Annotated in this window: 18 protein-coding genes; 13 read left to right on the forward strand and 5 right to left on the reverse strand. The window is 57.3% G+C overall.

Going from position 1 to position 19198, the window contains the following annotated elements:
* Window positions 1–165 precede the first annotated feature (165 nt).
* Window positions 166–2565 (reverse strand): dermonecrotic toxin domain-containing protein, encoded by a 2400-nt coding sequence (locus tag ACA065_RS04360; RefSeq protein ID WP_497693464.1) that lies wholly within the window; start codon window positions 2563–2565, stop codon window positions 166–168.
* Window positions 2566–2820: 255 nt separating this feature from the next.
* Between ACA065_RS04360 and ACA065_RS04365 the strand changes: the two genes are divergently transcribed.
* Window positions 2821–4545, forward strand: coding sequence for an ABC transporter ATP-binding protein/permease (locus ACA065_RS04365; protein WP_497693465.1), 1725 nt, complete (start codon window positions 2821–2823; stop codon window positions 4543–4545).
* A 771-nt stretch (window positions 4546–5316) separates the two neighbouring features.
* Here the strand turns inward: ACA065_RS04365 and ACA065_RS04370 are convergent.
* Complete coding sequence (locus ACA065_RS04370) at window positions 5317–5754, reverse strand: Z-ring associated ZapG family protein (RefSeq protein WP_003171734.1); 438 nt, start codon at window positions 5752–5754, stop codon at window positions 5317–5319.
* A gap of 147 nt (window positions 5755–5901) precedes the next feature.
* On the opposite strand from ACA065_RS04370, the gene ACA065_RS04375 reads away from it, so the two are divergent.
* From ACA065_RS04375 to zapE, 3 genes are all read left to right on the forward strand, one after another.
* A complete protein-coding gene (locus ACA065_RS04375; RefSeq protein WP_497693466.1) occupies window positions 5902–6531 on the forward strand; it encodes an alpha/beta hydrolase in 630 nt (209 codons plus the stop codon).
* A 24-nt stretch (window positions 6532–6555) separates the two neighbouring features.
* Window positions 6556–7911 (forward strand): tryptophan--tRNA ligase, encoded by a 1356-nt coding sequence (locus tag ACA065_RS04380; protein ID WP_497693467.1) that lies wholly within the window; start codon window positions 6556–6558, stop codon window positions 7909–7911.
* A gap of 79 nt (window positions 7912–7990) precedes the next feature.
* Window positions 7991–9085 (forward strand): cell division protein ZapE, encoded by a 1095-nt coding sequence (gene zapE / locus ACA065_RS04385; protein ID WP_497693468.1) that lies wholly within the window; start codon window positions 7991–7993, stop codon window positions 9083–9085.
* Window positions 9086–9146: 61 nt separating this feature from the next.
* Here the strand turns inward: zapE and ACA065_RS04390 are convergent, their stop codons facing one another.
* Both ACA065_RS04390 and ACA065_RS04395 read right to left on the reverse strand, forming a co-directional pair.
* Window positions 9147–9380 carry a hypothetical protein gene (locus tag ACA065_RS04390; protein ID WP_497693469.1) on the reverse strand — a complete coding sequence of 78 codons (234 nt, stop codon included), beginning with the start codon at window positions 9378–9380 and terminating at the stop codon, window positions 9147–9149.
* A 258-nt stretch (window positions 9381–9638) separates the two neighbouring features.
* Window positions 9639–10559: a GlxA family transcriptional regulator gene (locus tag ACA065_RS04395; protein ID WP_497695298.1), complete on the reverse strand. Its 921-nt coding sequence runs from the start codon at window positions 10557–10559 to the stop codon at window positions 9639–9641.
* A gap of 220 nt (window positions 10560–10779) precedes the next feature.
* Between ACA065_RS04395 and ACA065_RS04400 the strand changes: the two genes are divergently transcribed.
* A complete protein-coding gene (locus ACA065_RS04400; protein WP_497693470.1) occupies window positions 10780–11916 on the forward strand; it encodes an acyl-CoA dehydrogenase family protein in 1137 nt (378 codons plus the stop codon).
* A 117-nt stretch (window positions 11917–12033) separates the two neighbouring features.
* Here the strand turns inward: ACA065_RS04400 and ACA065_RS04405 are convergent, their stop codons facing one another.
* Window positions 12034–13074 carry an NADP(H)-dependent aldo-keto reductase gene (locus tag ACA065_RS04405; RefSeq protein ID WP_017138269.1) on the reverse strand — a complete coding sequence of 347 codons (1041 nt, stop codon included), beginning with the start codon at window positions 13072–13074 and terminating at the stop codon, window positions 12034–12036.
* Between the two features lie 248 nt (window positions 13075–13322).
* On the opposite strand from ACA065_RS04405, the gene rplM reads away from it, so the two are divergent.
* The 8 genes from rplM to ACA065_RS04445 all read left to right on the forward strand — a co-directional run bounded on the left by rplM (window position 13323) and on the right by ACA065_RS04445 (window position 19123).
* Window positions 13323–13751 carry a 50S ribosomal protein L13 gene (rplM, locus tag ACA065_RS04410; protein WP_003171742.1) on the forward strand — a complete coding sequence of 143 codons (429 nt, stop codon included), beginning with the start codon at window positions 13323–13325 and terminating at the stop codon, window positions 13749–13751.
* A 14-nt stretch (window positions 13752–13765) separates the two neighbouring features.
* Complete coding sequence (gene rpsI, locus ACA065_RS04415) at window positions 13766–14158, forward strand: 30S ribosomal protein S9 (protein ID WP_003216038.1); 393 nt, start codon at window positions 13766–13768, stop codon at window positions 14156–14158.
* A 266-nt stretch (window positions 14159–14424) separates the two neighbouring features.
* Window positions 14425–15021: a ubiquinol-cytochrome c reductase iron-sulfur subunit gene (gene petA, locus ACA065_RS04420; RefSeq protein WP_003216040.1), complete on the forward strand. Its 597-nt coding sequence runs from the start codon at window positions 14425–14427 to the stop codon at window positions 15019–15021.
* Window positions 15021–16232 carry a cytochrome b gene (locus ACA065_RS04425; RefSeq protein ID WP_497693471.1) on the forward strand — a complete coding sequence of 404 codons (1212 nt, stop codon included), beginning with the start codon at window positions 15021–15023 and terminating at the stop codon, window positions 16230–16232. Before petA ends, ACA065_RS04425 begins: the two co-directional genes overlap by 1 nt.
* Complete coding sequence (locus ACA065_RS04430) at window positions 16232–17011, forward strand: cytochrome c1 (protein ID WP_497693472.1); 780 nt, start codon at window positions 16232–16234, stop codon at window positions 17009–17011. The genes ACA065_RS04425 and ACA065_RS04430 overlap by 1 nt, the downstream gene beginning before the upstream one ends.
* A gap of 149 nt (window positions 17012–17160) precedes the next feature.
* Entirely contained in the window at window positions 17161–17778 is a 618-nt protein-coding gene (locus tag ACA065_RS04435) for a glutathione S-transferase N-terminal domain-containing protein (RefSeq protein WP_065911577.1), read from the forward strand.
* 17 nt (window positions 17779–17795) lie between these two features.
* Entirely contained in the window at window positions 17796–18215 is a 420-nt protein-coding gene (locus tag ACA065_RS04440; RefSeq protein WP_497693473.1) for a ClpXP protease specificity-enhancing factor, read from the forward strand.
* 158 nt (window positions 18216–18373) lie between these two features.
* Window positions 18374–19123 carry a FadR/GntR family transcriptional regulator gene (locus ACA065_RS04445; RefSeq protein WP_497693474.1) on the forward strand — a complete coding sequence of 250 codons (750 nt, stop codon included), beginning with the start codon at window positions 18374–18376 and terminating at the stop codon, window positions 19121–19123.
* The last annotated feature ends 75 nt before the right edge of the window (window positions 19124–19198 follow it).

Raw genomic sequence — 19198 nt, forward strand, 5'->3', positions numbered from 1 at the left:
GGGTGCAACCGTTGATGCATCCTGAACAGAAGTAATACTCCGGCGTGGCAGCCCACGTCGGGAGGTATTTAGCCTGCTCAACTAAGATGCCTTATAGCTGCGTACTCGGGTCAAGCCGTGTGAACGATAGGCGCTGAACGCTTGGATTGCGCCAATCTTAACGGGTCAATGTTTTAAGTTTTTCACATGGGCGTTGAGTGTACTGGCCGGAGTGTAGGCAAATTGCCAACCGCTTTTTCCGTCAAGCCCATCGAGGAAATCTTGAAGGCCTTTTTCTTTGCCTTTACCAAGGTGGTAGACGGTCATCCCTGCGTTCACTTCCAGCGGATGGCCATTTCTGATCATCGCCAAGTCCAGGTCGGGGCTGTTGGTGTTGTAGAGGTACAACTCATTGTTGTCGGCTTTTTGAATGTAGACGGTGTGGGCAAACTCGCCGCCCTCATGGGCATGCTTGAAATTTAGAAACCCTGACTCTGGAATGTCAGCGGTATTGAACACCTTTTTGAGGCTGTTGGGATTAATGCCCATCAACGCCAAATAAGCCTCTGAATAGTTTGTACCGCCCTGACGGTTTGTGGCGCTAATGACCGCGTCGAAAACGTCAGGCGAAAGGGTTTTCTCAGCCTGCCCCACACGTATAGACGCCTCGTAACAGTTCAGGCCTTGATTGCCCGGAGCCTTGTGTAGAGACACCCAATTCTTTTTCAGCTGTTTATGGGAGATGCTCTTTGCGGCGGTCTTATTAAGTGAAACTTTATAGGGGGTCTTGAGTGTTACTTTGTCACTTTTGCCGCCTGTTGTTAACGCAGAAGATTCGACCTCGTTAACGACGCCTTCCTCGCTTTTCACAACGCTTAGGATACGCGGGACCGTCACGAGTGCAGCATTGAGAACGCCGAATACAATGTGCTCAGTGGCTTTGGGTTTGCCATGTACTTTGTCGTCAATGCCTATACCCGTAGTGGTTGCCGCATTGGCCAGAAAGAAAGCATCCAGTGCCAGCCCCACCTCAGGTATCACCAACGCCAGCGGGCTCAGAAACATGGCCGCTTTTGCCGCCTTTTCCAAGCCCGAGAGGATGTGTTTTTTAGTGACGTCTCTGTCACTGGTTATGCTGACATCGGCATCCGCATATGAACGACATTTCTGGCGTTTTGCGATTTCAGCGAACGGCAGTTTTTCAGGGTGTGTCGTGATGAGTTTTTGCGGGTCCCAGAAGCCGCTGAAAGCGCGATGGTCATAGGAAAATAACCCGCCTGGCGTTTCGCGTTTTTCAGGCCAGGCAGCGAGCCCGGCCAGTGTCTCATCGATGCCTGCGTATGCGAGGCCATTGGGTTTGTCTCTCAAGGCACAGTGCGAAGCCAAGGCGTCACTTTTGATAGGGTCAACCATTTGCTTGGCGAGCCATGCCTTCATTTCTACCAGGCTGCTGAAACTGTGAATGGGGGAGGAGTTTCCCGTTATATAAAGCAGGGTCAGCGGGGGTATTTTTATGCCGTCGGCATCAAATTTGACCTGAGTGTCTGTTATGTAAACAAGGTCGGTGGATTTAAAGTTGCCGAGTGTTAACAACCCTATTTCAAGGGTAGGGTCGTTCCGCGGATTCTTGCGTAGATCTTTAAGCTCTATGTCAGGCCATGACGCTTGATGGTCTGACAAACCCGCCGCCCGCATGACCAGCTTGCGGCCTTCTAGCGTCAGGCTGCCCTCTTGATGCTGGGCAATGGCTGATTTGACCAAAGAGGCTTTGGCCATTGTGGGGTAGTTTTCTTGATGGCTACTCCAGAATTCATCCAGGAATTTCTTGTAAGGCTTTTGATAGTCTGATGCCCACGCCAGTCTCTTGAATTCTTCGGGTGTGATTGGGCTCTGGAATGTTCCGTTGTAAACCTGCACGGCTGCGTCTGCTTCAGGGAATTCTTCGTAAATGCCCTGATAGGTATGCGTGTTGTTAGCCTTTTCCCTGTAAGGATTAAAGCGACTTGCAAAGTCGAAAATTCCCGGTGAGTACGTATTTATACAAGGTTTAATGATGACCTCTGGCCCACCCTTGTAGAAGCTCACCGGGAAACCTTCGCCCTTGGGTGTGTCTTGTGCGTTGGTTATGAGCGCCTGGGTTAATGAGAGGTGTTGGATGATTTTTGCCGGGTAAGGCCTTTCGCCTGTAGTGTTGTAATCGAACGTGACGAGGTAAGTGTTATCGGGATCTATAGCCCATTTTTCCTTATCGACAGGGGTCGTTGCCTTCTTTGCCATTTCGGCGAATTTTTCCTTCAGAAAAATCGAGGCATCTTGTGTGGCTGTTTTGAACGCGCTGGCAATCTCCGCTATGACGGAGTCGATAGTTGGATTGGAGCCCAACTCGACGGGCGCCGGTGCTTTGCGAACGTGCTCGATAGCCTTATTAGCATCCGGACTATCACTGACAGCGTTTGCGCGACTGAGGTCGACTGAGCGCTTATGGCGCGGCTTTGTGTCTGGTTTCTGAGGGGCGTTGCTCTCGGAAGGCCGCTTTGACTCAGTCGGCGTAGAGAAAGGGTGCGAGGGTGAGCTGCCAATTTGCATTAGGAAATCTCGGAAACTTACAAGGCCAGGTGAGTCTTGTGTGGCGGCTTAGTAAGTAAGGTTCCGTTGATGGCTTCCCTGTTCGCCCTTTTATGTAGGATTGGGCTTCCTTGGCTGGCGCTGCTAAATAACCAAAACGTCCTGCCGTGCGCTGAACGAAGTCTGAACAATCTGCTTCAGGCCGCACGGAGCCCTGAACCGATCGTCTATGATCGGCTCCAACGCCTGTCATCCTTTCCCTACCGAGCCTGAACGATGAATCAGAACGCTGAGTATTGCGCGGTCAACGACGCGGTGCATGGGCAATTCTTGCGTCGCACCTGGGCGCTGATCGCGCCCTATTGGCGCAGTGAAGAGAAGGGCAAGGCCTGGTTGTTGCTGGCCGCAGTGATTGGTTTGTCGCTGTTCAGCGTGGCTTTTTCCGTTTGGATCAACCATTGGTACAAAGACTTCTACAACGCCCTTGAGACGAAGGACACGGCGGCCTTCTGGCAACTGATCGGTTACTTCTGCGTGCTCGCCGCCGTGGCCATCGTCGGTGCGGTCTATCGCCTGTACCTGACGCAGATGCTGACCATTCGCTGGCGGGCCTGGCTCACCGAAAAGTATTTTGCGCGCTGGCTCAGCAACAAGAATTACTACCAGCTGGAGCAGGGCGGCTACACCGATAACCCGGACCAGCGGATTTCCGAAGACCTCAATAACTTCACCTCGAACACCTTGAGCCTCAGCCTGGGGCTGCTACGTAACGTGGTCAGCCTGGTGTCGTTCTCCATCATCCTGTGGGGCGTGTCGGGCAGTATCGAAGTCTTCGGCATTTCCATTCCCGGCTACATGTTCTGGTGTGCGCTGCTGTACGCCGCCATCGGCAGTTGGCTGACGCACCTGATCGGCCGTCGCTTGATTGGCTTGAGCAACCAACAACAACGTTTTGAGGCGGACCTGCGTTTCTCGATGATTCGGGTGCGAGAGAATGCCGAGAGCATCGCCCTGTATAACGGCGAGTCAAACGAAAATCAGCGTTTGAGCGCGCGGTTCGGTAGGGTCTGGCACAACTACTGGGACATTATGCGAGTGTCCAAGCGCCTGACGTTCTTCACCGCCGGCTACGAGCAGATTGCGATGGTCTTTGCGTTTATCGTGGCGGCCCCACGCTACTTCTCCGGCAAGATCGAGCTGGGCGAGCTGATGCAAATCAACTCGGCGTTCGGCAACGTGCAGGGCAACTTCAGTTGGTTTATCACCGCCTACTCCGACCTGGCCAGCTGGCGTGCCACCAGTGATCGTCTGCTGAGTTTCCATCAGGCCATGAGCGAAAACGAGCAGCGAGCTCCGGCCATCGATGTGCGCCCGGAAGGCGAGCGCTTGGTGGTGACAAACTTGGGCATGGACCTGGCCGACGGCCGTCAGTTGCTCACCGATGCCGACATGATCGTAGAACCGGGCCAACGGGTGATGCTCAGCGGACGCTCCGGCAGCGGTAAAAGTACGCTGCTGCGGGCGATGGGGCACTTGTGGCCGGCGGGTCACGGCAGCATTCGGCTGCCGGCTGCGCGTTACCTGTTTCTGCCGCAAAAGCCTTACCTGCCGATTGGTACGTTGAAGGCGGTGTTGAGTTATCCACAGGACGACAGCGTCTACCCGACCGAACGTTATGCACAGGTCTTGGAAACCTGCCGCTTGCCGCATCTGGTGGCGCGCCTGGACGAAGCCAACCACTGGCAGCGCATGCTCTCGCCAGGCGAGCAACAGCGCCTGGCGTTCGCCCGCGCGTTGCTGTACGCACCGCAATGGCTGTACATGGACGAGGCAACCTCGGCGATGGACGAAGAGGATGAGGCAACGTTGTACCAAGCGTTGATCGATGAGTTGCCGGGGTTGAGCATCGTCAGCGTCGGCCATCGCAGCAGCCTCAAGCGCTTCCATGGGCGGCATGTGCGGATTGAGAGTGGGCGGTTGCAGGAACAGCAACCGGCTTAAGGTCACACACATTTGACCGAGTACACACATCTACCTTGAATGTAATGAGATCTAAATGTGGGAGCGGGCTTGCTCGCGAATGCGGTGTGTCAGTTACAAATAAACTGACTGACACACCGCATTCGCGAGCAAGTCGAACCGTCGCACCGCCCCTCCCACAATTAGACCGAGAACAGCTTCAGTAAACAGGTCGGCTGTCAGGCCGCCTCGCTTTCGCTTTTGATCTAACCACTCAGGTCGGCTACCAGGCCGCCGTGCTGTAGATCTTGATCTTGATTTTGATCTTAGGCGCCCCGTCAACCACGCTGGCCGAACGCAGGCTTTGGAGCGGGGGTAAACCGGCAGGACGCCGGTTTAGCCGCGCTGGGCCAAGGATGGCCCATCGCGGCGGCCCCCGCTCCAAAGCCTGCGTGAGGGCACACCGAGCCGGAGGCGAGGTGCCGAGTGGTGGGGCAAGAGCCTTTTGGTTACTTTTGGGCTCTTTTCAAAAGTGACCCGCTGTAAGAGCGGAACCCATATCAGCCATCACAAAAATAACGGATATGCCCCTCAGCGCCCCCCGCAACCACCACAGAACTAAATTCGTAAAAAAAGATGTGTAGATACCTAGGCTGCGATGCCGGCACCTGGGTGTATCAGGCAGACCGAGGTGATGCTATCGCAGGCAAGCCAGCTCCCACATTTGACCGGTGTTGTTTGATGCACTGAGTACCCACAAAAAAGCCCGGCTGATCATCGATCAGCCGGGCTTTTTCAGTGCTTGAAGATGACTTACTTCTTCAAGCCGTAATGCTCATCCAGCATGCCTGGGGCGTTCGGCGTTTTTGGCGCGTAGTCCCGTGGTGGCTCCTGGTTTTCCCGCGGAGGGGTAAGGCGTTCCCGCGGAGTTTGCGGCGCATCGGAATGCAGCGCAGCCAGCAGACGCTGACGGGTGATGTCGTCGAGGGCCAGGCGGTTGGCGCCATCGGCGAGGTGATCCTGTACTTCCTGGTAGCTCTGGGTGAGCTTCTTGACCAGGGTCGCGGTGCTGTTGAAGTGGGTAACAACCTCGTTCTGATAACTGTCAAAACGTTCCTGAATGTCATCCAACTGACGCTGCGTGCGGTTAGGCGCGGCATTCGGCAGCAGGCGGGCAACCAGGAATCCAATCGCGACACCGGCAACCAAGGCGAGAGTCGGCAACAACCAAACTAAGAGCGAGTGTTCCACGAGTCCTTCCTCTATAAACGGCTTTGCTTTACGTTAACGGCTCGGACCTGCGCTGTATACCGCGATTAAGCTCGCAATGATGCCATGCACAGACTTTTAGCTAGACGAGTCGACCCTTTGAGAGGTCACGGAGTTCATTCCTTGCTCATGCGTGAAACCCCCGTTTTGATCGATGGCCCGGTTGGCCAATTGGAAGCCCTGTACCTGGATCACCCCGAGCCACGTGGCCTGGCGCTGATCTGCCACCCTAACCCGGTGCAGGGCGGGACCATGCTCAATAAAGTCGTATCGACCTTGCAACGCACCGCCCGTGATGCCGGTTTGATTACTTTACGTTTCAATTATCGTGGTGTCGGTGCCAGCGCCGGTACTCACGACATGGCCGCTGGCGAAGTGGACGATGCCGAAGCGGCTGCCACCTGGCTAAGGGCAAAACACCCGGACCTGCCGATCACCTTGCTCGGTTTCTCCTTCGGCGGTTACGTAGCAGCCAGCCTCGGCGGCCGCTTGGAAGCCAAAGGTGAAAAGCTTGCGCACCTGTTCATGGTTGCCGCCGCCGTGATGCGCCTGGGCGATACCGACGTGCTGCCCCAAGGCTGCCCATTGACCCTGATTCAGCCGGAAACCGACGAAGTGGTCGACCCGCAAGCGGTCTACGACTGGTCCGCCGCCCTGAAACGCCCCCATGAGCTTCTGAAAGTGGCAGAATGCGGACACTTTTTTCATGGCAAGCTGACCGATCTCAAGGATCTGGTGCTGCCGCGCCTCTCGAATTGATAGCAGTCTGATAAGCGATTACCCATGACGACTCGTACCCGTATCCTCACCGGCATCACCACCACCGGCACGCCGCACCTGGGCAACTATGCCGGCGCGATCCGCCCGGCGATCCTCGCCAGCCAAGACGCCAATGCCGATTCCTTCTACTTCCTGGCCGACTACCACGCCCTGATCAAGTGCGATGACCCGCAGCGCATTCAGCGCTCGCGTATGGAAATCGCGGCGACCTGGCTGGCCGGTGGCCTGGATGTGAACCGGGTGACTTTCTATCGCCAGTCCGACATCCCGGAAATCCCCGAGCTGACCTGGCTGCTGACCTGCGTCGCCGCCAAGGGCCTGCTCAACCGCGCCCACGCCTACAAGGCCTCGGTGGACAAGAACGTGGAAACCGGCGAAGACCCGGACGCGGGCATCACCATGGGCCTGTACAGCTACCCGGTGCTGATGGCGGCGGACATCTTGATGTTCAACGCGCACAAAGTGCCGGTCGGCCGCGACCAGATCCAGCACGTGGAAATGGCCCGCGACATCGGCCAGCGCTTTAACCACCTGTTCGGCAACGGTAAAGAATTCTTCACCATGCCTGAGGCGTTGATCGAAGAAAGCGTCGCCACCTTGCCAGGCCTTGATGGCCGCAAGATGTCGAAGAGCTACGACAACACCATCCCGTTGTTCACCAGCGCCAAGGACATGAAAGACGCGATCTCGCGGATCGTCACCGATTCCCGCGCGCCCGGTGAAGCCAAAGACCCGGACAACTCGCACCTGTTCACCCTGTTCCAGGCGTTTGCCACCAAGGCCCAGGAAGAAGAGTTCCGCGCAGAGTTGCTGCAAGGTTTGGGCTGGGGCGAGGCGAAAAACCGTCTGTTCCAACTGCTCGACGGTCAACTGGGTGAGGCGCGCGAGCGTTACCACCAACTGATGTCGCGCCCCTCCGACATGGAAGACCTGCTGCTGATCGGCGCCAAAAAAGCCCGCGCGGTGGCGGCGCCGTTCCTGGCCGAGCTGCGTGAGGCGGTTGGCCTGCGCTCGTTCGTCAACCAGGCGGCGGCGCCGGTGGCTACGAAGAAGAAAGCCGCCAAAGCCGCACGCTTTGTGAGCTTTCGCGAAGACGACGGCAGCTTCCGCTTCCGCCTGCTGTCGGCCGATGGCGAGCAATTGCTGCTGTCGCGCAACTTTGCCGACGGCAAAGCGGCTGGCGCGGTGACCAAGCAATTGCAAAACGGCGACGTGCTGGATGTGCGCACTGAAGTGCTGAGCTTCAGCGTATGGCTGGATGGCGCTGCCGTGGCCGACAGTGCGACCTTCGCCGATATGGCATCGCGTGATGCGGCCATCGCAGCCCTGCGCGTTGCGTTAACCCCCATCGAGGATTAACCCGACCAAGGGTTGATTGCCATTCTCCAGGGCCGTCGTTACAGTGACGGCCCGTTTTTGTTGCCTTGCTAACGAAATTATGACGCCCCTAGAACGATATCAAGCTGATCTGAAACGCCCTGAATTCTTCCATGACGCCGCGCAGGAAAATGCGGTGCGTCATTTGCAGCGCCTGTACGACGACCTGGTCGCGGCCTCGCACAACAAGCCAGGGATGTTCAGCAAGCTGTTTGGCAAGAAAGACCAGACGCCGGTCAAAGGCTTGTACTTCTGGGGTGGCGTGGGCCGCGGCAAGACTTACCTGGTCGACACCTTCTTTGAAGCGCTGCCGTTCAAGGAAAAGGTACGTACGCACTTCCACCGCTTCATGAAGCGCGTGCACGAAGAGATGAAGACCCTGCCGGGCGAGAAAAACCCGCTGACCATCATCGCCAAGCGCTTCTCGGACGAGGCACGGGTGATCTGCTTCGATGAATTTTTCGTCTCCGACATCACCGACGCCATGATCCTTGGCACGCTGATGGAAGAGCTGTTCAAGAACGGCGTGACCCTGGTCGCCACCTCGAACATCGTGCCCGACGGCCTGTACAAGGACGGCCTGCAGCGCGCGCGTTTCCTGCCGGCCATCGCGCTGATCAAGCAGAACACCGAGATCGTCAACGTCGACAGCGGCGTCGACTACCGCCTGCGTCACCTTGAGCAAGCCGAGCTGTTCCACTTCCCGCTCAACGAAGCCGCGCACGAAAGCCTGAAAAAGAGCTTCCGTGCGCTCACGCCGGAATGCACCCAGGCGGTGGAAAACGACAAGCTGATGATCGAAAACCGCGAAATCATCGCGCTGCGTACCTGCGATGACGTGGCCTGGTTCGAATTCCGCCAGCTTTGCGACGGCCCGCGCAGCCAGAATGACTACATCGAACTGGGCAAGATCTTCCACGCGGTGATCTTGAGCGGCGTGGAACAGATGAGCGTGACCACCGACGACATCGCGCGCCGGTTTATCAACATGGTCGACGAGTTCTACGACCGTAACGTCAAGCTGATCATCTCGGCGGAAGTCGAACTCAAGGATCTCTACACCGGCGGTCGCTTGAACTTCGAGTTCCAGCGCACGCTGAGCCGCTTGTTGGAAATGCAATCCCACGAGTTCCTGTCGCGTGGGCATAAGCCGTAAGCTGATGTGATCTCTATAAAAAGGCCCGCAGCGATTGCGGGCCTTTCATTTTGGGTACTGGTTAAAAAGTGATCTGGTCTTGAGTGGGCGGCGCCGGTTGTATGAGGTTCTTTATGTTGTCCTTCACCTCGTAGATCGCGCCGTCCGCCCCTTTAACAATTTCGGGCGCGCCTTCCTCTTCCTCTTTCTCCCGTTTTTTGCTCAACAGTTCAGTCTGATTTTCGTTTGATCTACTGACGTCTGTCTCGTTCGGCTTTACAGCCGGGTTGAAAGCGTTGCTTCCTATGGATGACATGATTGAATCTCCGTCCTGGTTTAAGCCAAATGAATTTAGAAAAAGCCCTGCATAAATCTGAATTCAATCCACCAGAAATAGCCGACTTCTTCTAGCGCTTAACATGCCAGTCGCACTGGACGCAGGAGATTCGTCTTCGTCCTGTACTGCTGTAGGAATTGGAGGCCTTGCTAAGGTATGGGTAAGGCTCAACAGGTTTTTGTTCGACCCTGCACCATTGCGGTATGGCAGGGTCGCTTGCCTCGTCAGGGGTCGTATCTATGCGGCTTGCTGAAATTGTTGCCGGTATTGGTTCGGTGACAGCTCCGTGTGCTGCCTGAACAACCGCGCAAAGAAGCTCGCATCGTCGTAACCCACCTCATAGCTGATGGTCTTGATGCTCTTGCGGCTGCCCGAAAGCAAGCCCTTGGCGGTCTCGATGCGCAGGCGTTGCAGGTAATGCAGTGGCTTGTCACCGGTAGCGGTCTGGAAGCGGCGCATGAAGTTGCGGATGCTCATGCCGTGTTCCCGGGCGACGTCTTCGAAGCGAAACTTGTCGGCGAAGTGCTCTTCGAGCCAGTGCTGGATCTGCAGGATAATCACGTCCTGGTGCAGCTTCTGCCCACCAAAACCGATACGCCCCGGTGCGTAGCTGCGCTGCACTTCATAGAGGATGTCGCGGGCCACGGCCTGGGCGATGTTGGCGCCGCAGAAGCGTTCGATCAAATAGATGTAGAGGTCGCACGCCGAGGTGGTGCCACCGGCGCAATACAGGTTGTCGGCGTCGGTCAGGTGCTTGTCCTGGTTGAGCTGCACCTGAGGGAAGCGCTCGCTGAAGGCAGTGAAGAAGCGCCAGTAAGTGGTCGCCTCCTTGCCATCGAGCAGGCCGGCTTCAGCCAGCCAGAACACCCCGGTGGCTTCGCCGCACAACACCGCACCCCGCGCATGTTGTTCGCGCAGCCAGGGCAGCACTTGCGGGTAGCGTGTGCACAGGGCGTCGAAGTCGTCCCAGAAGGCCGGTAGCACGATGATGTCGGCGTCTTCGAGGCCGCCGTCCACCGGCATGATCACATCACTGAAGCTGCACACCGATTGCCCGTCGGGGCTGACCAGGCGCGTTTCAAACGCTGGGGTCAGGCCCAAGCCTTGTTGTTTGCCATACCGCAGGCTGGCGAGATGGAAGAAATCCTTGGCTTGCATGAGGGTTGAAGCGAATACCCGATCAATGGCCAAAATGCTGACGCGCCGCAACGGCGTGGAGATTTGGTTAGACATAATTTCATTTATTCTTATAGGGGAAAGTGGTCACCAGACGGCTGGATCGTCTTATTTTTTGTCGCATGTGTCCAGTGTCCTGTGAGGCCTTCGCGGCATAGGCTCTGTGGTCTGGTCTTTGTCCGACAATCCACGCAGGTGACCCATGATCCCCAGAACCTTGTTCAGCTCGGAGCACGAACTCTTCCGTGAGAGCGTGCGCACCTTCCTCGAAAAGCACGCCGCGCCGTTCCATGCGCAATGGGAGAAACAGGGCTATATCGACCGTGGGCTGTGGAGCAAAGCGGGGGAGGCGGGCATGTTGTGTTCGCACCTGCCGGAGGAATATGGCGGCCTGGGCGCGGACTTTTTGTACAGCGCGGTAGTGATTGAAGAGATCAGCCGCCTCGGTTTGACCGGCATTGGGTTTTCCCTGCATTCGGACATCGTCGCGCCGTACATCCTGCATTACGCCAGTGAGGCGCTGAAACAGAAGTACCTGCCAAAATTGATTTCGGGCGAGATGGTCACCGCCATCGCCATGACCGAGCCAGGCGCCGGTTCCGACTTGCAGGGCGTCAAGACCACGGCGGTGCTGGACGGCGATGAGTACGTGATCAATGGTTCCAAGACCTTTATCACCAACGGCTTTCTCGCCGAGCTGGTGATCGTCGTGGCCAAGACCGACCCCAAGGCCGGCGCGAAGGGCACCAGCCTGTTTCTGGTGGAAGCCGCTACGCCGGGCTTCGACAAGGGCAAGCGCCTGGAGAAGGTGGGTATGAAGGCCCAGGACACCTCGGAGCTGTTCTTCCAGGACGTGCGCGTGCCCAAGGAAAACTTGCTGGGCCAGGCAGGCATGGGCTTCGCGTATTTGATGCAGGAGCTGCCCCAGGAGCGCCTGACCGTAGCGATTGGCGCGCTCTCATCAGCCGAGGCGGCGCTGCAATGGACCTTGGAATACACCCGCGAGCGCAAGGCGTTCGGCAAGGCGATTGCCGATTTCCAGAACACCCGGTTCAAGCTGGCGGAGATGGCCACGCAGATTCAGATCGGCCGCGTGTTTGTCGACAAGTGCATGGCGTTGCACCTGGAAGGCAAGCTCGACGTGCCCACGGCCGCGATGGCCAAGTACTGGGCCACGGACCTGCAATGCAAGGTGCTCGACGAGTGCGTGCAGTTGCACGGCGGCTACGGCTTTATGTGGGAATACCCGATTGCGCGGGCCTGGGCGGATGCGCGGGTGCAGCGGATTTATGCGGGGACCAATGAGATCATGAAGGAGATTATTGCGCGGGCGCTTTGATGATTTTGTAGTGCTGCTTGGGGCCCCATCGCAGGCAAGCCAGCTCCCACATTTTGAAAGTGTTCACAATTCAACATGTGGGAGCTGGCTTGCCTGCGATAGCGGTCTATAGATCAATCAAGGCGCAGGGTTCGGATGATCCTTCTGAATCGCCTCAATCCCTTCCAGCACCTCTTTGGACAGTTTCAGGTCAGCACTGGCGATGTTGCTGTCCAGCTGCTCCAGTGACGTGGCCCCAATGATGTTGCTGGTCACAAACGGCTGCTGCGTCACGAATGCCAGCGCCATCTGCGCCGGGTCCAGGCCATGTTCCCGCGCCAGGGCCACATAACGGCTGCACGCCGCTTCCGACTGTGGGTTGAAGTAGCGGCTGAAGCGGCTGTATTCGGTCAGGCGCGCTTTGGCTGGGCGTGCGCCATTCTCGTACTTGCCGCTGAGCATGCCGAATGCCAGCGGCGAGTAGGCCAGCAAGCCGCATTGCTCACGAATGGCGACTTCCGCCAGGCCCACTTCAAAGCTGCGGTTGAGCAGGTTGTAGGGGTTCTGGATCGACACCGCGCGGGTCCAGCCACGGGCTTCGGCCAGGGCCAGGAATTTCATGGTGCCCCACGGGGTTTCGTTGGACAGGCCGATGTGGCGGATCTTGCCGGCCTTGACCTGCTCGTCCAGCGCTTCGAGGGTTTCTTCCAGTGGGGTCAGGTCGTCTTCGTCCTTGTGTTTGTAGCTCAGTTGGCCGAAGAAGTTGGTGCTGCGCTCTGGCCAGTGCAACTGGTAGAGGTCGATCCAGTCGGTCTGCAGGCGCTTTAGGCTGGCATCCAGGGCGTCGACGATGTGCTTGCGGTTGTGGCGCAGGTGGCCATCACGGATGTAGTCGATGGTGTTGCCGGGGCCGGCGATCTTGCTGGCGAGGATCCAGTCGGCACGGTCGCCGCGGCTTTTGAAGTAATTACCGATGTAACGCTCAGTGGTGGCATAGGTGTCGGCCTTGGGCGGCACCGGGTACATTTCTGCCGTGTCGAGGAAGTTGATCCCCGCGGCCTTGGCCCGTTCGATCTGCGCGAAGGCCTCTGCCTCGCTGTTCTGCTCGCCCCAGGTCATGGTGCCCAAGGCTATCGCGCTCACGTTCAGATCGGTTCGGCCCAGCTGTCGATAATCCATCGGGTACTCCTTCAGGGAAAACAATCATAAAAGCAGGTTGAATTTTTTTTCGCAATCTGCATAATTGCCCACCTCTTTCTGCAGTGGAAGTGATGCGCCGCCTGCCGAAGAATCTTGCCGTTGAACGGACGCGCCGACCCGAGCCCCCGATAGCGTCTGTATCCGGCTGCCTTTGACTTGTCAAAGTACGCACTATTCAGTAAGATCCGCCGTCTAATTTACAGGGCGGCCCCTGAGGCTATTAAAGAATGACAACTTTTACTGCAAAACCGGAAACAGTTCAGCGCGACTGGTTTGTCGTCGACGCCGCTGGTCAGACCCTGGGTCGTCTGGCCACTGAAGTCGCCAGCCGTCTGCGTGGCAAGCACAAGCCTGAGTACACCCCTCACGTTGACACCGGTGACTACATCGTGATCATCAACGCTGAGCAGGTACGTGTTACCGGCAACAAAGCGCAAGACAAAATGTACTACCGTCACTCCGGTTTCCCAGGCGGTATCAAGTCTTCGAACTTCGAAGGTCTGATTTCCAAGAAGCCTGAAGCCCCGATCGAAATCGCGGTCAAAGGCATGCTGCCGAAGGGCCCACTGGGTCGCGATATGTTTCGCAAGCTGAAAGTCTATGCGGGCGCTGTACACCCTCATGCTGCTCAGCAGCCCCAAGAACTGAAGTTTTAACGGAATAGTTCATTATGTCGGCGACTCAAAATTACGGCACTGGCCGTCGCAAAACCGCAACCGCACGCGTTTTCCTGCGTCCGGGCACTGGTAACATCTCGATCAACAACCGCACTCTGGAAAACTTCTTCGGTCGCGAAACTGCCCGTATGGTAGTTCGTCAGCCGCTGGAATTGACCGAGACCGTTGAAAAGTTCGACATCTACGTCACCGTTATCGGTGGCGGTGTAAGTGGTCAAGCTGGCGCGATCCGCCACGGTATCACTCGCGCTCTGATGCAGTACGACGAAACCCTGCGTGGCGCTCTGCGCAAAGCTGGCTTCGTTACTCGCGATGCTCGTGAAGTTGAACGTAAGAAAGTCGGTCTGCGTAAAGCGCGTAAGCGTCCGCAGTACTCGAAGCGTTAATTCGCTTTACGTTCCACAAAAACGCCCAACTCCTCACGGAGCTGGGCGTTTTTTATTGCCTGCGATTTATGCACATTTTTCGCCGTGACAACTTGCCACATCCGTAGACCCCCTATACTACAGGGCCTGGAGAGGGAGCCCCGGGCAATTCCCTTGTCATACGTGGGGCTTTTCATTACCATTCGGCAAAATTTTTATAAGTAAAAGATTCAACACTTAGTAGACGCCTGATTTAACAGGCCAAAAAGCTGATGGGAGAGGACTGAATGAGCAATGACGGCGTGAATGCAGGCCGGCGTCGCTTCTTGGTAGCAGCCACATCCGTGGTGGGTGCTGCAGGAGCGGTGGGGGCTGCGGTCCCGTTCGTGGGGTCATGGTTTCCCAGTGCCAAGGCGAAAGCCGCAGGTGCACCGGTGAAGGTGAATGTCAGCAAGATCGACCCAGGCCAGCAGATGATTGCTGAGTGGCGCGGTCAGCCGGTCTTCATCGTTCGTCGTACTGAGGAAATCCTGGGGAATCTGAAGAAAATCGAAGGTCAGCTGTCTGACCCCGACTCAAAGAATTCCGACCAGCCCGCCTACGTCGATAAGGAAATTCGTTCGATCAAGCCAGAGATTCTGCTGCTGATCGGTATCTGCACCCACCTGGGTTGCTCGCCTACTTTCCGCCCTGAAGTTGCTCCTGCCGATTTGGGCAAAGACTGGGTGGGGGGTTATTTCTGCCCCTGCCACGGTTCCCACTACGACTTGGCCGGTCGCGTCTACAAGTCACAACCTGCACCACTGAACCTGCCAGTTCCGCCACATCACTACGAGACTGACAGTGTCATTGTCATTGGCGTCGACGAGGGGGAGAAAGCCTGATGAGCAAGTTCATGGATTGGGTGGATGCACGCTTCCCCGCTACCAAAATGTGGGAAGACCATCTCAGCAAATATTACGCACCAAAAAACTTCAACTTCTTCTACTTCTTCGGCTCACTGGCATTGTTGGTGTTGGTCAACCAGCTCGTTACCGGTGTCTGGTTGACGATGAGCTACACGCCGTCGGCCGAAGAGGCCTTCGCCTCCGTTGAGGGGATCATGCGCGACGTCGAGTACGGCTCGATCCTGCGCTTGCTGCACTCTACCGGCGCATCGGCGTTCTTCATCGTGGTCTATATGCATATGTTCCGTGGCTTGCTTTACGGTTCGTACCAGAAACCCCGCGAGCTGGTGTGGGTGTTTGGCATGCTGATCTACCTGGCGCTGATGGCCGAGGCCTTCATGGGCTACTTGCTGCCGTGGGGCCAGATGTCGTACTGGGGCGCCCAGGTGATCATCTCGCTGTTTGGCGCGATCCCGGTCATCGGCAACGACCTGACCCAGTGGATTCGTGGTGACTACCTGATCTCCGGCATCACCCTGAACCGCTTCTTTGCCTTGCACGTTGTGGCGCTGCCGATCGTAATCCTGGGCCTTGTGGTGCTGCACATCCTGGCGCTGCACGAAGTGGGTTCGAACAACCCGGATGGCGTGGACATCAAGAAGCACAAAGACGAAAACGGCATACCGCTGGACGGCATTCCGTTCCACCCGTACTACACCGTGAAAGACATTGTCGGCGTGGTGGTGTTCCTGTTCATCTTCTGCTCGATCGTGTTCTTTTTCCCGGAGATGGGCGGGTATTTCCTGGAGAAGCCTAACTTCGAACAGGCCAACGCCTTTAAGACACCTGAGCACATCGCGCCGGTCTGGTACTTCACGCCGTTCTACGCGATCTTGCGAGCCATTCCAGACAAGCTTATGGGCGTAGTTGCCATGGGGGCGTCGATTGCGCTGTTGTTTGTGCTGCCCTGGCTTGACCGCAGTCCGGTCAAATCGATGCGCTACAAAGGCTGGTTGAGCCGAATCTGGCTGGTCGTGTTCTGTATCGCCTTCGTGCTGCTGGGCTGGACGGGCGTGAAGGCGCCGTCGCCTGCGCTGACACTGCTGTCGCAGGTCTGCACCTTCCTGTACTTCGCCTACTTCATTCTGATGCCGTTCTACACCCGGCTCGAGAAGACCAAACCGGTTCCGGAAAGGGTGACTGGCTGATGAAAAAATTATTTGTTGCATTGATGCTTGCGGCGCTGCCGCTACTGTCCTTCGCCGCCGAGCATGGCGCGGAACTGGAGAGCGTCGACATCGACGTGTCTGACAAGGCCGCCATGCAGGATGGCGCCCGTACGTTCGCCAACTACTGCATGGGCTGCCACAGCGCCAAGTTTCAGCGTTATGAGCGTGTTGCCGATGACCTGGGCATCCCCCATGAACTGATGATGGAGAAACTGGTGTTCACCGGCGCCAAGATTGGCGACCACATGAACATCGGCATGCAGCCTGCCGATGCCAAGGCCTGGTTCGGTGCTGCACCGCCTGACCTGACCCTGGTGGCGCGCGTGCGCGGCACCGATTGGCTGTATGGCTACCTCAAATCCTTCTACGAAGACCCGCTACGCCCTTGGGGTGTGAACAACAAAGTCTTCCCGAACGTCGGTATGCCTAACGTTCTAGTCGGCCTGCAGGGTCGCCAAGTGGTAGGATGCAAGCAGGTTCAGGTCGTTGAAGACGGCAAGAAGCAATATGATCCGTTGACCGGTACGCCTCTGACTCATGAAGCGTGCGATCAACTGACCATCGTGCCCAAGACCGGTACGCTGAACGAAGAGCAGTTCGACGAGAAGGTCAAAAATCTGGTGACCTTCCTGGCCTACTCGGCCAACCCGGTCAAACTGCAGCATCAGCGCATCGGGACCTATGTATTGCTGTACCTGGCTTTCTTCTTTGTGTTCGCCTATCTGCTCAAACGCGAATACTGGAAGGATGTGCATTGATCCAACCGTAAGCAATTGCTGTTAATCTTGCGCGCCCAGCGGCATCTCTGAACACGTAGCAGTCTGGTTTAACCAGGCACTACAGAGATGCTCTCTGGGCGCGCTCGTTTTTGAGCTTTCGATAATTTCAACAAGCGAGGAGGACCGCCATGGGCGTGACCAATCGGTTGGCCTGTTACTCCGACCCCGCCGACCACTATTCCCACCGAGTACGCATCGTGCTCGCAGAGAAGGGTGTCAGCGCCGAGATCATCAGTGTGGAGGTGGGTCGTCATCCGCCAAAACTGATCGAAGTGAACCCTTACGGCAGCTTGCCCACCCTGGTCGATCGTGACCTGGCGTTGTGGGAGTCAACCGTGGTGATGGAATACCTGGATGAGCGTTACCCTCATCCACCTTTGCTGCCGGTATACCCGGTGGCGCGTGCCAACAGCCGCCTGCTGATCCATCGGATCCAGCGTGACTGGTGCGGGCTGGTGGATGTGATTCTGGATACCCGCAGTAAAGAAGCCGTTCGGGTGCAGGCACGCAAGGAATTGCGTGAGAGCCTGACCGGCGTTTCGCCGCTGTTCGCCGACAAACCTTTTTTCCTCAGCGAGGAACAAAGCTTGGTGGATTGCTGCCTATTACCCATACTCTGGCGCTTGCCGATCCTGGGCATTGAACTGCCACGGCCGGCCAAGCCGTTGCTTGATTACATGGAGCGCCAGTTTGCGCGTGAGGCTTTCCAGGCGAGTCTGTCTGGTGTCGAACGCGATATGCGCTAAGGCTTAAGGAGCCGCTGATGAACTCCAGTCGACCCTACCTGGTCCGCGCGCTCTATGAGTGGATTGTGGACAACGATTGCACCCCGCACATGCTGGTCAACTCTGAATTTCCCAAGGTTGACGTGCCGCAGGGTTTTGCCAGTGATGGGCAAATTGTGCTGAACGTATCACCCAGTGCTGTGCGCCACCTGCACATGGACAACGAAGCGGTAAGCTTCGAAGGGCGTTTTGGCGGTGTGCCGCATACGCTGTTCGTGCCGATTGGCGCGATTCTCGGGATCTATGCCCGTGAGAATGGCCAAGGCATGGTGTTCGATCTGGAGTCGCCTTTCGAGGACGACGAAGCGATCGAAAGCGAAGACGGCGACGACGTGCCACCACCGGATTCCGAGCCACCGCGCCCAAGTGGCCGGCCGAGCTTGAAAGTGGTGAAGTAAGCGGCTATTACCCTCGGGTAAGCCGGAAAACTGCCTCGACGTGTGTCGGGGCATTTTTTTGCGCGAAGGATGTGGATGAAAGTCGTGACAGAACGGTGATCGTACAACCGCCATGGGCTATGATGCGGGCTCAAGTTCGCCGAGAAAGATGATTCATCATGGAAAACGCCAACACCGCCCCTCGTCTTCCCCGCAAGCGCCGCAGCCTTGCCCAGGAATTGGTCACGGTGTTGTCCGAGCAGATCCGCGACGGCCAACTCAAGCGTGGCGATAAGCTGCCCACCGAGTCGGCAATCATGGAAGCCCATGGGGTCAGCCGCACCGTAGTGCGTGAAGCCATCTCGCGGTTGCAGGCGGCGGGGCAGGTCGAAACCCGTCACGGTATCGGCACCTTTGTGCTGGACACGCCAAGCCCCAGCGGTTTCCGCATTGACCCGGCTACAGTGGTGACACTGCGTGATGTGCTGGCGATTCTGGAACTGCGTATCAGCCTGGAAGTGGAGTCCGCCGGCCTTGCCGCGTTACGTCGCAGCGATGCGCAACTGGCGGCCATGCGTGCGGCCCTCGACGCGCTGAATGAAAGCGCGGCCCACGCCGGCGATGCGGTGGCCTCAGACTTTGCGTTCCACCTGGAAATTGCGCTGTCCACCGGCAACCGCTACTTCACTGACATCATGACCCACCTGGGCACCAGCATCATTCCGCGTACCCGCTTGAATTCGGCGCGCCTGGCCCATGATGACCAGCAGCACTACATGGGCCGCCTGAGTCGTGAACACGAAGAGATTTACGAGGCGATTGCCCGCCAGGATTCGGACGCGGCGCGGGCGGCCATGCGCCTGCATCTGACCAATAGCCGCGAGCGGCTGCGCCATGCCCATGAAGAGGCAGAGGCGCAGCGCAGTTAACCGGGCAACCGAGTTGTGCCGGGTGTGAATCGACGCAAGTGTGGGAGCGGGCTTGCTCGCGAATGCGGTGTGCCA

The organism is Pseudomonas sp. LBUM1640 (assembly GCF_059716225.1).

Coding starts and splice junctions, on each gene's coding strand:
- ACA065_RS04360 (WP_497693464.1), bottom strand. CDS start 2,565: ATGCAAATTGGCAGCTCACCCTCGCACCCTTTCTCTACGCCGACTGAG.
- ACA065_RS04365 (WP_497693465.1), top strand. CDS start 2,821: ATGAATCAGAACGCTGAGTATTGCGCGGTCAACGACGCGGTGCATGGG.
- ACA065_RS04375 (WP_497693466.1), top strand. CDS start 5,902: ATGCGTGAAACCCCCGTTTTGATCGATGGCCCGGTTGGCCAATTGGAA.
- ACA065_RS04380 (WP_497693467.1), top strand. CDS start 6,556: ATGACGACTCGTACCCGTATCCTCACCGGCATCACCACCACCGGCACG.
- zapE (WP_497693468.1), top strand. CDS start 7,991: ATGACGCCCCTAGAACGATATCAAGCTGATCTGAAACGCCCTGAATTC.
- ACA065_RS04390 (WP_497693469.1), bottom strand. CDS start 9,380: ATGTCATCCATAGGAAGCAACGCTTTCAACCCGGCTGTAAAGCCGAAC.
- ACA065_RS04395 (WP_497695298.1), bottom strand. CDS start 10,559: ATGCAAGCCAAGGATTTCTTCCATCTCGCCAGCCTGCGGTATGGCAAA.
- ACA065_RS04400 (WP_497693470.1), top strand. CDS start 10,780: ATGATCCCCAGAACCTTGTTCAGCTCGGAGCACGAACTCTTCCGTGAG.
- ACA065_RS04405 (WP_017138269.1), bottom strand. CDS start 13,074: ATGGATTATCGACAGCTGGGCCGAACCGATCTGAACGTGAGCGCGATA.
- rplM (WP_003171742.1), top strand. CDS start 13,323: ATGACAACTTTTACTGCAAAACCGGAAACAGTTCAGCGCGACTGGTTT.
- rpsI (WP_003216038.1), top strand. CDS start 13,766: ATGTCGGCGACTCAAAATTACGGCACTGGCCGTCGCAAAACCGCAACC.
- petA (WP_003216040.1), top strand. CDS start 14,425: ATGAGCAATGACGGCGTGAATGCAGGCCGGCGTCGCTTCTTGGTAGCA.
- ACA065_RS04425 (WP_497693471.1), top strand. CDS start 15,021: ATGAGCAAGTTCATGGATTGGGTGGATGCACGCTTCCCCGCTACCAAA.
- ACA065_RS04430 (WP_497693472.1), top strand. CDS start 16,232: ATGAAAAAATTATTTGTTGCATTGATGCTTGCGGCGCTGCCGCTACTG.
- ACA065_RS04435 (WP_065911577.1), top strand. CDS start 17,161: ATGGGCGTGACCAATCGGTTGGCCTGTTACTCCGACCCCGCCGACCAC.
- ACA065_RS04440 (WP_497693473.1), top strand. CDS start 17,796: ATGAACTCCAGTCGACCCTACCTGGTCCGCGCGCTCTATGAGTGGATT.
- ACA065_RS04445 (WP_497693474.1), top strand. CDS start 18,374: ATGGAAAACGCCAACACCGCCCCTCGTCTTCCCCGCAAGCGCCGCAGC.